14 protein-coding genes are annotated in these 12912 nt (G+C 69.7%); 3 read left to right on the forward strand and 11 right to left on the reverse strand.

The window, feature by feature from the left end; genetic code table 11:
- Nucleotides 1-11: 11 nt before the first annotated feature.
- The 7 genes from AC0KXF_RS00315 to AC0KXF_RS00345 all read right to left on the reverse strand — a co-directional run bounded on the left by AC0KXF_RS00315 (nt 12) and on the right by AC0KXF_RS00345 (nt 7126).
- On the reverse strand, nt 12-1001 hold the full coding sequence (locus AC0KXF_RS00315; RefSeq protein WP_473107321.1) for a M23 family metallopeptidase: 990 nt from the start codon (nt 999-1001) through the stop codon (nt 12-14).
- Nucleotides 1002-1054: 53 nt separating this feature from the next.
- On the reverse strand, nt 1055-1936 hold the full coding sequence (locus AC0KXF_RS00320) for an alpha/beta fold hydrolase (RefSeq protein ID WP_473107322.1): 882 nt from the start codon (nt 1934-1936) through the stop codon (nt 1055-1057).
- 56 nt (nt 1937-1992) lie between these two features.
- Nucleotides 1993-2601 (reverse strand): phosphoribosylanthranilate isomerase, encoded by a 609-nt coding sequence (locus AC0KXF_RS00325; RefSeq protein ID WP_473107323.1) that lies wholly within the window; start codon nt 2599-2601, stop codon nt 1993-1995.
- 60 nt (nt 2602-2661) lie between these two features.
- Nucleotides 2662-3966 (reverse strand): DUF418 domain-containing protein, encoded by a 1305-nt coding sequence (locus AC0KXF_RS00330; protein ID WP_473107324.1) that lies wholly within the window; start codon nt 3964-3966, stop codon nt 2662-2664.
- A 549-nt stretch (nt 3967-4515) separates the two neighbouring features.
- Nucleotides 4516-5304 carry a phosphatase PAP2 family protein gene (locus AC0KXF_RS00335; protein ID WP_473107325.1) on the reverse strand — a complete coding sequence of 263 codons (789 nt, stop codon included), beginning with the start codon at nt 5302-5304 and terminating at the stop codon, nt 4516-4518.
- Nucleotides 5301-6158 carry a TrmH family RNA methyltransferase gene (locus tag AC0KXF_RS00340; protein WP_473107326.1) on the reverse strand — a complete coding sequence of 286 codons (858 nt, stop codon included), beginning with the start codon at nt 6156-6158 and terminating at the stop codon, nt 5301-5303. Before AC0KXF_RS00340 ends, AC0KXF_RS00335 begins: the two co-directional genes overlap by 4 nt.
- A complete protein-coding gene (locus tag AC0KXF_RS00345) occupies nt 6155-7126 on the reverse strand; it encodes an alpha/beta fold hydrolase (RefSeq protein ID WP_473107327.1) in 972 nt (323 codons plus the stop codon). Before AC0KXF_RS00345 ends, AC0KXF_RS00340 begins: the two co-directional genes overlap by 4 nt.
- Before the next feature lie 89 nt (nt 7127-7215).
- Between AC0KXF_RS00345 and AC0KXF_RS00350 the strand changes: the two genes are divergently transcribed.
- A complete protein-coding gene (locus tag AC0KXF_RS00350; RefSeq protein ID WP_473107328.1) occupies nt 7216-7914 on the forward strand; it encodes an exonuclease domain-containing protein in 699 nt (232 codons plus the stop codon).
- 72 nt (nt 7915-7986) lie between these two features.
- Here the strand turns inward: AC0KXF_RS00350 and AC0KXF_RS00355 are convergent, their stop codons facing one another.
- Both AC0KXF_RS00355 and AC0KXF_RS00360 read right to left on the reverse strand, forming a co-directional pair.
- A complete protein-coding gene (locus tag AC0KXF_RS00355; RefSeq protein ID WP_053384078.1) occupies nt 7987-8235 on the reverse strand; it encodes a type B 50S ribosomal protein L31 in 249 nt (82 codons plus the stop codon).
- Between the two features lie 143 nt (nt 8236-8378).
- Nucleotides 8379-9164 (reverse strand): ABC transporter ATP-binding protein, encoded by a 786-nt coding sequence (locus AC0KXF_RS00360; RefSeq protein WP_473107329.1) that lies wholly within the window; start codon nt 9162-9164, stop codon nt 8379-8381.
- 45 nt (nt 9165-9209) lie between these two features.
- On the opposite strand from AC0KXF_RS00360, the gene serB reads away from it, so the two are divergent.
- Nucleotides 9210-9848 carry a phosphoserine phosphatase SerB gene (gene serB / locus AC0KXF_RS00365; RefSeq protein WP_473107330.1) on the forward strand — a complete coding sequence of 213 codons (639 nt, stop codon included), beginning with the start codon at nt 9210-9212 and terminating at the stop codon, nt 9846-9848.
- Nucleotides 9849-9852: 4 nt separating this feature from the next.
- Here the strand turns inward: serB and AC0KXF_RS00370 are convergent, their stop codons facing one another.
- Both AC0KXF_RS00370 and fabG read right to left on the reverse strand, forming a co-directional pair.
- The gene (locus AC0KXF_RS00370) at nt 9853-11331 is read right to left on the reverse strand and encodes an HNH endonuclease signature motif containing protein (protein WP_473107331.1); all 1479 of its coding nucleotides are present in this window, start codon (nt 11329-11331) and stop codon (nt 9853-9855) included.
- Between the two features lie 304 nt (nt 11332-11635).
- Nucleotides 11636-12346: a 3-oxoacyl-ACP reductase FabG gene (gene fabG, locus AC0KXF_RS00375; RefSeq protein ID WP_473107332.1), complete on the reverse strand. Its 711-nt coding sequence runs from the start codon at nt 12344-12346 to the stop codon at nt 11636-11638.
- Between the two features lie 106 nt (nt 12347-12452).
- Here fabG and AC0KXF_RS00380 point away from each other — a divergent pair, with 106 nt between their 5' ends.
- A complete protein-coding gene (locus tag AC0KXF_RS00380) occupies nt 12453-12911 on the forward strand; it encodes a DUF3099 domain-containing protein (protein WP_473107333.1) in 459 nt (152 codons plus the stop codon).
- Nucleotide 12912: the final 1 nt, after the last annotated feature.

The following is a 12912-nucleotide window of genomic DNA, read 5'->3' on the forward strand; positions in this document are numbered from 1 at the left end:
GGCGGGGCTGCTCAGGGAGCCGCGGGCGTGGCGGTCGACGGTGCGGTGGTCGTCGATGCGGCGGTCGACGGGGCGGCGGTACGCTCCATGCGCGTGTACTTCGAAAGGAAGGGCATCGGGTCCACCGGCTCGTCCTCGACGCGGAGCGCCAGATGGAGGTGCGGGCCGAAGGACATGCCGGTGTTGCCCACCTTGCCGGCCTGGTCGCCCATCTTGACGATGTCGCCCACCTGGTAGGAGTGCGAATCGTTCTGCATGTGGCAGTAGCGGCTCGTCACCGTCTGTCCGTCGATCTCGTGCTCGACCTTGAGGCCGAAGCCGCAGCCGTCGCTCGCGAAGCCCGCTTCGAGCACCTCGCCGTCGGCGATCACCTGGATCGGCGTGCCCGCGGGGGCCGCGAAGTCCTGTGCATCGTGGAACTGCTCCACGGGGGCGGTGCGGTAGCCGAACCCGTCGGTGAGCGTGACGCTCGAGGCGAAGGGGTAGTTGACGAGCGCTTCCGGGTGGAACACGTATTCGGCACGCGCCTCGAGCTCGGAGACGGCGCCGTCGATCTCGGTGAAGGACCTCGGCAGCTCCTCGAGGGATACCTCCGAGAAGAGTTCCTGCGCCGCGACCACACCGCCGGCCGCGCTCGCTTCGCTCGCCGTGCCCGCGCCGGTCGGGGCGAAGAGCGGCAGGGCGACGGTGAGCACCAGGCCTCCGACGCTCGCCGCGGCGGCCGCCGCGGCGAGACGGCGGCGGAACGGAACCTTCGCCGGCTTCGACGTCTCACCCGCCGCCGGATCGGGATGCGCTGTCGGATCGTGCTCGATGAAAGGGAGCCGCACCGAGCCGGTGGGGGTCATCGGCACCGAGGGGGACGGGGGTGCTGCGGGGTGTTCGGACTGCGAATGCACGGCCTGCGGTTCGGGTCGCTGCTGCTCTCGGAGCGACCTGCGTGACGGGTAGCCGGAGACGGCGGTGGCGCGGGACTCGCTGAGATCGTTGGCGTCGGTCATTCGGTCTTTCGTGGGTTCGTGGATCGCCGCGCTGCCACGGCAAAAGATAACGTTTAGGTTACAGCGTCTGTGTGAGAAACACCAGACGCAAGTTCCTCCGCCGCGAGAGCCTGGTGAGCCGAGGCTGCGGAGCCGGGGGAGTCTGAGGCGGGGGAGAGGGGCGCCTCATCGGCGCCGATCCATTCGAGCACGTGACGCGCGACGGGCTGGCCGGAACTGATGAGGGCTTCGTGCCCGCGATCCTGAATCTGCCGCATCTCGGCGTCGGGAAGGAGACCGGTGATGCGCACGGCCCAGCCTCGCGGGGACACGTGGTCGCGGGTACCTCGTATCACGAGCGCCGGTTGGGAGACCCGGGGCAGACAGTGCTCGAGGCGATGCGCGAGCATCTGCCGCAACTTGCGCAAGAACCAGACGGGGCCGGCCTGAAGGTAGGTCTTCGTGGCCTTGCTCAGCACCGAGAGCGGCTCACCCTCGGCGAGGTCCTGAATCATGCGGTACCCCTGCATCAGGGCGGTGCGCTCGGCCGGATTCACGGATGGAGCGATGAGCACCACGCGCCGCACGAGATCCGGATGGCGCGCGGCGAGCTCTGAGACGACCTGCGCGCCCATGGAGTGCCCAACGGCGACCAGCGAGCCGATTCCGAGCGAACGAAGGGCCGCGGCTACGAGGTCCGCGGTCTGCGGCATCGTGAGGGGATCAGCCGGTTCGGGGCAGTCGGCGAACCCCGGCAGGTCGATCGCGATCGCCTCGCACTCGGTGCGGATCTCGGCGAGGAACCGGTCGTATACGCTGTGGCCCATGCCGATGCCGTGCACGAGCAGCACGCGGGGCGCTCCGGGCCGAGACCATCGGAAGAGATGGAGCTCGCGCGAGTCGAGTTGGAAGTCGATCCGCTCGGGCTCGGGGAGCGCCGGATCTGCCTGGTTCATCGCCGTGCCGTCGGGGTCTGGCGCGCGGTCGGCCCCGGATTCCTGCCGGTGCCGTCTCACGAGCGTGCCGCCCGGATGAAACGCGTGATCAGATCGGGATCCTTCTCGCCGGGAGCGCGCTCGACACCGCTCGAAACGTCGACCCCCGCTGGGCGGGTCGCCGAGATCGCGGCGGCGACGTTCTCGGGGTTCAGACCACCGGCCAGCAACCAGACGTCGCCGAGCGCAGCGCCGTCGATCAGTGAGAGGTCCCACGGCCGGCCGGAGCCGGGGGAAGCGCCGTCGACGAGCAGGCGCTCTTCGCCGAAGGCTCCGGCGCGAAGCGCGGGGTGCCGGGCGAGGGAAGTGGCTCGCCAGAGGCGGGGGAGGATCTCGCGGGCGGCCGCGAAGTCGTCCGCGGTGTAGGCGCCGTGCAGCTGCAGCACATCGAAACCCAGCTCGAGAGCCGTCTCCGCCGCCTCGTGGGCGGGCATGCGGTTGACGACGAGGGCCGCGTCGACGCGGCGATCCGCGGATCGCGCCGCCGAGACGACATCAGCGGCCTCAGCGAACGTCGCGTGGCGAGGGCTCTGCGGGCTCATGACCACGCCCACCGCATCAGCCCCGGCGTTGATCGCGTGGATCGCGGTGCTCGCGTCGCGGAGGCCGCAGATCTTGACGTACATCGTTCGCTCCAGTCGGAATCGGTGGGGCCGCTTCGCGCGCCAGGCGCGCGAGAGCGCTTCTCATCGTACCGAGTCGAGGTGGGAATGCGTGAGTCGACGCAGCAGCGCCTCGGCCGGGCCGCGCGCGTCGCGGCGATCCAGGATCACCGCCGGCACGAGCGTCAGGAGCCACACGCCGAGGGCGATCCCGAACGCGGCCGTTGTGTTGATCCGAGCGCCGATCCCGAATCCCCACGCCGACAGCAGGGGAGCGAAGACCACCGACTGCAGCAGGTACCCGCTCAGTGAGCGCCTGCCCAGCGCGGAGACCGCGCGCGTCACCGTGCCGGGGCGGGGCTTCAGCCGGACGCTGTGTCTTCTGGACTGCAGCCGTGTCCCGATCAGACCGAAGAGCGCGGCGTAGCCGATACCGCCCGCCGCGCCAGCGAGCTGGTCGAGCAGTGCGAGCGCCCATGCGATGGGCTCGAGGGCCGGAAGCAGGCCGAGGTAGAGCAGCGCCATTGGTGCGGCGAGGAGCGTGCTGACGAGGAGGCCCCAAGCGGCGACGGCGCCGAGGCCGACGCGCGACGCCGCACCCTCCAGCCAGCGGTGGCGCCCGGCGATCCAGCCGAGTAGCACGCACGCGGGAACGAGCAGGGAGAGCACGGTCGTCGGGGTCGCCACGAACCAGAGGCCGAGCCGCGCGAGCAGCGCCCATCCGTATCCTGCGATGCCGCTCAGCATGTCCGCGTTCGTACCGAGCGCGTCGGCGGTGAACACCGCCTGAGCGACTTCGGGCGCCGTGGCGGCGATCAGCAGCGAGAAGCCCAGCATCGCGGCGGCGCCGAAGGCGAAGAGGATCAGCATCGTCCAGACCGCGAACTGCAGCACGCGATCAGAATGCCGGAACAGCGTGCCGGTGAGCACGAGGCCGGCCAGACCGTACGCGCCGAGGATGTCGCCCGCGAACAGCAGCATCGCGTGCGTGAAGCCGAATGCCAGGAGCCACCAATGGCGTCGCCAGAGCATGCCCCGCACCGCGGCCTGCGACACTCCGCGCGCCTCGCGCGAGCGCGCGAACTGCACCATCCCGTATCCGAAGAGGAACGCGAACATGGGGTACACCCTCGCATCGACGAAGAGAATGGTCAGCGCCGAGAGGGCCCTGTCCACAGGCGACCCTTCCGTCGGGTGTGTGGTGAACGGCGGGATGTCGTGCCCCCAGAGATATGCGGAGACGTTCGCGACCGCGATGAGCAGCAGCATCCAGCCGCGGGCGAGGTCGGGGGCGAGCGCTCGCGCCTCGGGGTGCGGCGACTGCGTTCGATGCGGGATCGCCGGAGCGGGCTCGGATGGAGCAGGCTCAGGCGGATGCTGCGGATGCAAGGAACTCCCTGGACGAGACCCGTCGGGGACGAGCTCCGTCAGTGACGAGACCCGTCCGTGACGAGTGGGACACGGTTGTCATCCATTCAACCAGGGTCCGTGAAGCAGCGAGCCGTCCAGCGGCGCAGATCTGCCCAGAAGCACAGCCGATGCGCCGGTTTCTTGTGTTCGACGGCCGATCTGTGCGGGTAGCGTGGCGTGGTTCTTGTTCGGGTGGGGTGGCAGGCGAGTGAGAGGTGAGGTACGCGCAACCTTAAAACTGACATAATATCGATTATCATGCACTGGGCGCTTGCGCCCTCGTGCATGATAATCGACCGGTGATGAGCGCTGGACGGGATGGGTGGGAACGAGCGCTGGTGTGATGGATGGGAACGAGCGCTAGGCGTGATGGTGGGAATTGGGCGGGAATCTCTGAACTTCCGCCAGGCGGTCTGCGGTGAGCGGATTTCCTGCCTTCGATCGGCGCGAGCGCTGAGGCGTGCGTGATCGGCCGTCGAGAAGGAAGGCTCGTAGCTCGTAGTTCAGAGACCGCCGGGTCGGATTATGTCAGCTTCTCCCCACGCTGAGCAGCAGCAGCGCGCGAGACGCGAGCGTCGCCGCTCCGATGCAGCCGAGCTCCCCCGCGGTCAGGAGCGTCACGGCGTTCTCGTTCCATACGGCAATCGCGCCGAGCACGAGCGCTCCGGCGACCATGAGCCAGCCGATCGACAACAGGCTCACCGCGACCGTGCGCCCCAGGGCGATGCTCCCCCGCGAGGTCGCTGGGCGGATCAGGCACGCGAGCGCGAACGCGGCGGTGCCGAGCGCGATCCCGCCCAGCACATCGCTCGGCCGGTGCCATCCGTACGCGAGCAGCTGCCAGCCCACCGCGGCGAGCAGCGCCGCGCCGCCCACGGCGACGATGCCGCGCACCCGCGTCGGAACCGCCCAGACAAGCGCTGCGGTGACCGCGGTGAACACGGTCATGTGTCCGCTCGGGAACGTGTTCGGCACGTCGAGATCGAAGAGCTCCGGGCGAGTCAGCCACACCTGCTTGAGCAGCTGCGACGCGACGATCGCGAGCACGGGGATCACCGTGACGACGATCGCGCGCCGGATCCCGTGCGAGAGGAACGCGATCACCGCGACGACGCCCAGTGCGACCGCCACTGCCGGAATCGAGACCAGGTTCAACGGCGGTGGCGGGCTGTACGTGAACTCCGCGGCGTCGAGCGCCGTGTCCTCGGCGCGCTGTCCGAGTTCGAGTTGCACGCCGAGCACATATGCGCCGACGCCCACGGCGATCCAGAACATCGCGAACCAGAGAGCCCGCCTGCGGCCTCCCCCGCCGATCATGCCGGGCTCCCCGATCCCGCTGCGGGTGCTCCCCCGCTTCCCCGGCGATCGGCGGTGCGCACCGCCCAGAGTGCGAGTGCCGCCGCGGTCGCGACGTTGAGCGAGTCGACGCCGTGCTCCATCGGGATCACGACCGACCGCGCGGCCGACGCCAGCGCGCGTCGCGACAGCCCCGGGCCCTCGGACCCGAACAGCAGGGCCAGGCGCTCGGGCAACTCGCTCACGTAATTCGCGAGGTCCTCGGCGTCGTCGCGCAGCGCGAAGGCGGTCAGTTCGTACCCCTCCTCGCGGAACATCGGCCCCGCGACCGGCCACTCGGGCAGGCGCGCCCACGGCACCTGCAGCACAGCGCCCATGCTCACGCGCACCGCGCGGCGATACAGCGGATCGGCGCAGGCCGGCGACAGCAGCACCGCATCGGCGCCGAGCGCCGCGACCGAGCGGAAGATGGCGCCGACATTGGTGTGGTCGGTGAGGTCCTCGAGCACGACCACGCGCGTCGAGGCGCGCAGCAGTTCGACCGGATCGAGCGGGGCGGGCCTGTGCATCGATGCGAGTGCGCCTCGGTGCATGTGGAAGCCGGTGAGCGCCTCGAGCTGCCGCGAGTCCCCCACATACACCGGCACGTCGGGATGATCGGCGAGCAGGGGCTCGACTCCCGGCAGCCACTCCTCGAGCAGCAGCACCGAGCGGGGGCGGTGGCCCGCGCGTAGCGCACGCTCGATCACCTTCGGGGATTCCGCGAGGTACAGCCCCTCCTCCGGTTCGCGCACGCGGCGCAGCGCCACGTCCGTCAACCGGGTGTAGTCGGCGAGCTCGGGTGCGGCGAGATCGTCGATGCGGGTGAGCTTCACGCGGCGGCCTCGCTCTTGCGCGCTCGGGAGCCGACGAGGAACTCCGAGACGAAGGCGACCGCGTCATCGACGGCCTCGTAGTGTACGAGGTGGCCGGTGCCCGGGATGATCCGCAGCCGCGATCCGGCTACGCGGTGCTGCAGCTCGAGCTGCTTCTGCAGCGGCGTGATGTCGTCCCGCTCCCCCGCGATCAGCAGCGTCGGCATGGTGAACGCCGACGCGAACTCGGGGACGGTGTGCGACACGGAGGCGCGGAACGCCTGCAGCAGCGTGGTCGGATCCGAGAAGGTGCTGAAATAGGCGCTGTGCTGGCCGTGGATCCACGATCGCAGCTCGGGATCGCCGGTCTTCGCCATGACCTCGCTCATCACCCGCACGATCAGCGGATTGCCGAGCAGCTCGCGCGCGGCGCGACCCGGCAGCAGTCCGGCGGCGCGGTAGTAGCCGACGGCGAGCTGCGTCAGAGCGGCCTGCGGCCCCTCGAGGGCGGGCGCGGAGATCGGGTTGATGAGGATCAGCCGGCTCGGTGCCAGCCCGCCGGCGATGGCGGAGGCGACGACGAGCGAGCCGAACGAGTGGCCCAGCACCGCGAAGCCGTGCCGACCGGCGGAGTCGGTGGAACTGTGCGGCTTGGCGGGGTCGGTGGAGCCGTGTGGGTCGGTGGAGCTACCGGAGCCGCCGCGTGCGACCTCCCGCGCGAACGCGCGCAGCCACTCGCCGTAGAGTTCGAGGTCGTGCTCGCGACCGGGGATCGCCGGGGACTCCCCGAACCCGGGCAGATCGGGCACGATCGCCCGCATCCCCGGCAGCGCCTCGACGAGCCCCTGAGCGAGGCCCTCGAGGCCGTGGTGGTCGCCGCGGAACCCGTGCACGAGCAGCAGCGGGGCGGCCTCGGGGTCGCCGTACTGCCACGCGCGGGTGTCGATATCGAGCGTCGGCACGCGCAGAAGAGTCGGAGAAACGGTCACTCCCCGATGGTACCCGTGGGCTCCTGGCAGCGCCCTGCGGGCGAGTGTCGGCGGTGCTCGATAGCATTCTGGAGAACGAAAGGACCCCCGTGACCCAAGAACTCCCGCTCTGGGCGGCGAACCTCGCGGTGTTCGATACCGAGACCACCGGCATCGACACCTCCCACGCGCGTGTCGTGAGCTCGACGATCGCCCTGCTCGGACCGGCCGGGGAGGTGCAGGAGCGCTATGACTGGCTGCTCGACCCCGGTGTCGAGATCCCCGAGCCGGCGGCCAGGGTGCACGGCATCACCACCGAGATCGCCCGGGCGAGCGGCATCGATGCCGCGGTCGGGGTGCAGCAGATCGTGACCCAGCTGCTCGAGATGATCGAGCGAGGCTTCCCGATCGTAGCGTACAACGCCCCCTTCGACCTCACCCTGCTCGCCGCCGAGGCCGCGCGTCACGGCGTCGCCTGGCCGGGTGAGCTCTCGCCGGTGCTCGATCCGCTGATCCTCGACAAGCAGTTCGATCGCTACCGCAGGGGCAAGCGCACGCTCGAGGCGGTCGCGGCTCATCACGGCGTCGAGATCGGAACCGCCCACGACGCGGGCGACGACGCCATCGCGGCGGGCCGTGTGCTGCAGTGCATCGCCCGCAAGTACGCTGACGTGATCCCGGGCGACCTCGACGAGCTGCATCGTGCGCAGGTCTCGTGGGCCGCCGCGCAGGCCGAGAGCTTCCAGGAGTACATGCGACGGGTGCGCGATCCCTCGTTCATCGCCGACGGCCGGTGGCCGATGCGCTGAACGGGCGCAGAATTCAGCGGGCACAAAAATGGCGGAGGCACTGCCTCCGCCATTCTCGTTGAATCCGAGCGTTTACGCGCCGAAGCCCTTGAAGCGCTGGTTGAACTTCTCGACGCGACCGGCCGAGTCCATGATGCGCTGCTTGCCCGTGTAGAACGGGTGCGAGGCGCTGGAGATCTCGACGTCGATGACGGGGTAGGTCTCGCCGTCGAGCTCGATCGTCTTCTCGCTGGTGAGCGTGGAGCGGGTGAGGAACGTCTCTCCCGAGGCCAGGTCGCGGAAAACGATTGCGTTGTACTCGGGGTGGATGTCGGTCTTCATGAGTGTTCCTTATTGTTGCCTTGATGACGGTGTGTAACAGCACACCTTGAGGTCTTGGGATCGGCGGGGCCACCGGGGCTACCCGCGCCAAAGATCTAGCTTATCAGATCTACTGGCTCATTCCCGTTGGAGGTTACATATTTCTACGGGCGGGCGACCGCGGCGTACCGTCCGTTCGAGACCGAGAGGTCGAACGGCATGCCGAAGGTCGCCTCAAGGTTCTCGGCGGTGAGCGTCTCGACGATGGGGCCCGCGGCCTGCACGCGCCCGTCGCGCAGGAGCAGTGCGTGGGAGAACCCGGGCGGCACTTCCTCGACGTGGTGCGTCACCATGATCATCGCGGGCGAGTGCGGCGACCGGGCGAAGCCCGAGAGCATCTGCAGCAGCCGCTCCCTCGCACCCAGGTCGAGGCTGGCGCTGGGCTCGTCGAGCAGCAGCATCTCGGGGTCGGTCATCACGGCGCGCGCGATGAGCGCGCGCTTCCGTTCGCCGTCGCTGAGGGTGCCGTAGGCGCGGTCGACGTACTCGGCGAGATCCCACTCGGCGAGGATGCGCTCGGCCTGCCGCACGTCGACCTCGTCGTAGTGCTCGTTCCACCGGCCCTCGACACCGTAGGCGGCGGTCAGCACGAGGTTGCGCACGGTCTCGGAAGCGGGGATGCGCCGACCGGTCGCCGACGACACGAAGCCGATGCGGTTGCGCAGCTCGAAGATGTCGACCCGACCGAGTCGCTTGTCGAGCACCTCGACCGTGCCGGTGGTCGGGTAGTCGTTCGCCGTGGCGAGCTTCATGAGCGTGGTCTTGCCGGCGCCGTTGGGGCCGAGGATCACCCAGCGCTCCGAATCCTCGACCGCCCAGTCGATCCCGTCGAGGATCGGACGGCGGTCGCGCACGTAGGTGACGTCGTTGAAGCGGAGCACGTTGACCATGGGTTCTAGCCTATCGCCCCGGGCGGGCGCACTAGGCTGCTTCTCATGACCGTTTCACCGCTTGTTGTGCTCGATTGCGACTCCACTACGATCCAGGACGAGGTGATCGAACTGCTCGCCGACGCCGCGGGCAGTCGAGAGCGGGTGGCGGAGGTCACCGAACGCGCGATGCGCGGCGAACTCGATTTCGCCGAGAGTCTCGCCGAGCGCGTCGCGACGCTTGCCGGCACGCCCGAGACGGTGTTCGCCGAGGCCTACGGCAGGGTGCGCCTCTCCCCCGGCATCCGCGAACTCATCGCGGCCGTGCACGATCGGGGCGGCAAGGTGGGCGTGGTGTCCGGCGGGTTCCACGAGGTGCTGGATCAGATCGCGGAGGATCTGGGGCTCGACTTCTGGCGCGCGAACCGGCTCGAGATCGGCGACGGACGGCTGACCGGTCGCACGGTCGGGCCCGTCGTCGATGCGGCCGTGAAGGCGGCGTCGCTGCGGGAGTGGGCCGAGGCGAGCGGGATCCCGATCTCCGCCACGATGGCGATCGGCGACGGTGCGAACGACCTCGAAATGATGGCGGTCGCCGCCGTCGGCGTCGGCTACAACGCGAAGCCGGTGGTGCGGGATCGCGCCGATGTCTCGATCGAGGGCGATCTGGCGCTGGCGATCCCGCTGTTGGATCGACTGGCGTAGCGGATCAGGCCCTGAAGCGGACCGGGCTCGACCGGGCGCCGGGCGGTCGGTCGGTGTGGGTGCGCCCGGTGGGACTGGTCCAGTGGAGCACCCCGCCGGATCGCTGTTCGACGCCCCACCCGCCGTGGTGTTTCAGGGTGTGGTGTCCGCGACACAGGTGTGCGAGGTTGTCGGTGGCGGTCGGCCCACCCCTGGCGGCGTCGACGGTGTGATCGAGGTCGCAGCGTGAGATCGGGACCCGGCAGCCGGGGAATCGGCAGCGCCGGTCCCTGGCGCTGAGCAAGCGGCGCATATGCTCGCTGGGCCGGTATCGGTCCACGCTGATCACCCCTCCCGAAGCATTGGAGAGCACCCTGTCCCAGTGCTCGGTTCGTGCTGCGAGGTCCCGGACAGATGCGGGGTCGACCGGACCATATCCTGAGAGCTCGCATACCGCGGCGCCGCCCGACGCGACTTGTGCGGCGGATCTCTCTGCGGCCCCCGCGGTGCCGCCGGCGGTCCCCGCCTTGCTGTCGGCAGTCACCGCGGTGCTGCCGGCGGCGACTGCGGTGAAGGCGTCGACCGGGGCGATGACCTGTACGCGCGCCCGGATCGCCTCCGCGGGCGAACCGGAGAACATGGTGTCTTCGCTTCCGCACAGCAGGAGATCCGCGAAGGCGTCGGCGCGCAGCTGATCGCGCGACCGCGGCACGTCGGCACCCGCGGAACCATCGGCAGGATCGTGTGCAGCAGAACGGTATGCGGTCGGATCGGATGCGGTGGCTGGGAGGCACTCCGCCGGCACAGTGCGTTTGCCGCGCTCGGCGGCTCGCGCGATACGGGTGAGCCGGTCATGGATCGCGTACGCCTGCGTCGCGGGCAGCGTGGCGACGAGGTCGGCCATGCCGTCCTCATCCTCGATGACGCGCACGCACCGTCTGGCCACAGCCTCGCGGTGACGTTCCTCGAGCGGGCGCTCGGCCCACCGCTCCGCGATCCGCCGTGCGATCGGACGCAGACGGTTCGGAGTCTCCCGCCGTGCAACGTCCAGTACCTCGGCCTCGTACCCCGCGCGCCGCTCACGGATCTCGAGGGTATCCCCTGCGCCGATCACGAGCGCGGCGTCGGCGATCACCCTCCCGTGAGAGAGGGATACCTCACCGCGCTCCAGCGCGTCGACGGTGGCCGAGAACCCGTGGACGAGACGAGTGGCGAGGTCCATCTGCCCCTCGATCTGGTGCTCGCTCAGTGCGACCGCGGTCGCGAGCTCGGCCCGCAGCGATCGATACCGCAGCTCCCGGGCGGATCCCGAACCGAAACCTTCCGCTCCGCCCCGGGTCGCCTCGTCGATCGCCGCGGCGATCAAGCGCAAACGCGTCGCGTCGCACGCCCGCTGCTGCAACTCGAGCCGCTCCACCCAGGACACCGCCACCTCGACACCGCTGCACCGGGCCGGGGGCTCGTCGCCGAGGCCGGGAGTCTCGCTGTGGTGCTGATCGGTCATGAGACCATTGCATCAGTGACCACTGACATTCATGGATCCGGGCAGTTCAGACCCGCGCCGGGCTCGATGCCCCGCGACGGCATCAGTGAGCTGGGGTCGCCACTGCTTCGGACCTTACCCGTATTTCGGACGGTATCCCCCGGTTCGATCCGAAATACGGGTGAGAACCGAAGAACAGGACAGCGCACGAGGATGCGGAGGGCGGAGCGCGGAGGATAAGGGTGCGGAGCGCGGAGGATAGGGGCCGAGCGCGGAGGACTAGGAGCCGAGCGCGGAGGATAAGGGGCGGAGCGCAGCGGGACGCTCAGTGGCCCATGCCGAGGCCGCCGTCGACCGGGATCACGGCGCCCGAGATGTAGGCGGCATCGTCTCCGGCGAGGAACGATGCGACGCCGGCGATTTCGGCGACCTGGCCGAAGCGGTTCGCCGGGATGCTCGCGAGGTACTGCTTCTGCTGCTCCTCGGGCAGCGCCGCGGTCATGTCGGTCTCGATGAACCCCGGGGCGATCACGTTGGCCGTGATGTTGCGGGCGCCCAGTTCGCGGGTGAGCGAGCGGGCGAAGCCGACGAGCGCGGCCTTCGAAGACGAGTAGTTGATCTGGCCGGGGCCGCCGTAGAGCCCGACGACCGACGACATGAGGATGACGCGCCCGAAACGCCCCTTGAGCAGCCCCTTCGACGCGCGCTTCACGACGCGGAAGGTGCCGGTGAGGTTCGTGTCGATGACACTCGTGAACTCCTCCTCGGTCATGCGCAGCAGCAGGGTGTCGCGCGTGATGCCGGCGTTGGCCACCACGACCTCGACCGGGCCGAGCTGCGCCTCGATCTCGGTGAACGCCGCATCGATGGAGTCGGAGTCGGTCATCTCGGCGCGCACCGTGAGCGACCCCTCCGGCCCCTCCCCCGAGCGGGCGGTGACGGCGACGCGGTGCCCGTCGGCGATCATGCGTTCGGCGATCGCGTAGCCGATCCCGCGGTTGCCGCCGGTGACGAGTACGGTGCGCGAGGTGCTCATGGGGGTCCTTCCATCGGTACTGCTGGCGCGATCTCACCAGCCTATTGCATGTGGGCGCAGTCCCAGGCGGACGGCGTAGGCTGGGCTGGTACTGAGGAAAGGGCGCATGGCGAAGAATTCTGGTGCTGCACCGAGCTACAGCGTGACCTCGGCGGGAGTGAATCCGGCCGAGGACCGCGCGCATCGCATGCGCATGTACTTCACGGCGATGTCGCTGCGCGTGGTGTGCGTGGTCTCGCTGTTCTGGCTGCACGGCTGGTGGGTGCTGCTCGCGGCCGCGGGCGCGGTGCTGCTCCCCTGGTTCGCGGTGATGGTCGGCAACGCCGTCGCGCACAACGGGGGCGAGGCCCCGGATGCGCCGCAGCCGCTGAGGATCGAGGGCGCCTCCTCTCCCGAACCGGGCGAGGCTGAAGACACGCTCATCGTGATCGATGTCGAGCCGGAGCGTCGCGCGGCCCCGGCGCACGAAGCGGGAACGGCCGCGCAGGAGGCTTCTGATGAGCAGGCGGGTGTCGCGGATCGCGAGAAACCCGGAACACCCGGATCCCCGGGCGGTGCCGCGTGAG

It is taken from the genome of Leucobacter holotrichiae (genome assembly GCF_055791005.1).

Coding starts and splice junctions, on each gene's coding strand:
- AC0KXF_RS00315 (WP_473107321.1), bottom strand. CDS start 1,001: ATGACCGACGCCAACGATCTCAGCGAGTCCCGCGCCACCGCCGTCTCC.
- AC0KXF_RS00320 (WP_473107322.1), bottom strand. CDS start 1,936: ATGAACCAGGCAGATCCGGCGCTCCCCGAGCCCGAGCGGATCGACTTC.
- AC0KXF_RS00325 (WP_473107323.1), bottom strand. CDS start 2,601: ATGTACGTCAAGATCTGCGGCCTCCGCGACGCGAGCACCGCGATCCAC.
- AC0KXF_RS00335 (WP_473107325.1), bottom strand. CDS start 5,304: ATGATCGGCGGGGGAGGCCGCAGGCGGGCTCTCTGGTTCGCGATGTTC.
- AC0KXF_RS00355 (WP_053384078.1), bottom strand. CDS start 8,235: ATGAAGACCGACATCCACCCCGAGTACAACGCAATCGTTTTCCGCGAC.
- AC0KXF_RS00360 (WP_473107329.1), bottom strand. CDS start 9,164: ATGGTCAACGTGCTCCGCTTCAACGACGTCACCTACGTGCGCGACCGC.
- serB (WP_473107330.1), top strand. CDS start 9,210: ATGACCGTTTCACCGCTTGTTGTGCTCGATTGCGACTCCACTACGATC.
- AC0KXF_RS00370 (WP_473107331.1), bottom strand. CDS start 11,331: ATGACCGATCAGCACCACAGCGAGACTCCCGGCCTCGGCGACGAGCCC.
- fabG (WP_473107332.1), bottom strand. CDS start 12,346: ATGAGCACCTCGCGCACCGTACTCGTCACCGGCGGCAACCGCGGGATC.
- AC0KXF_RS00380 (WP_473107333.1), top strand. CDS start 12,453: ATGGCGAAGAATTCTGGTGCTGCACCGAGCTACAGCGTGACCTCGGCG.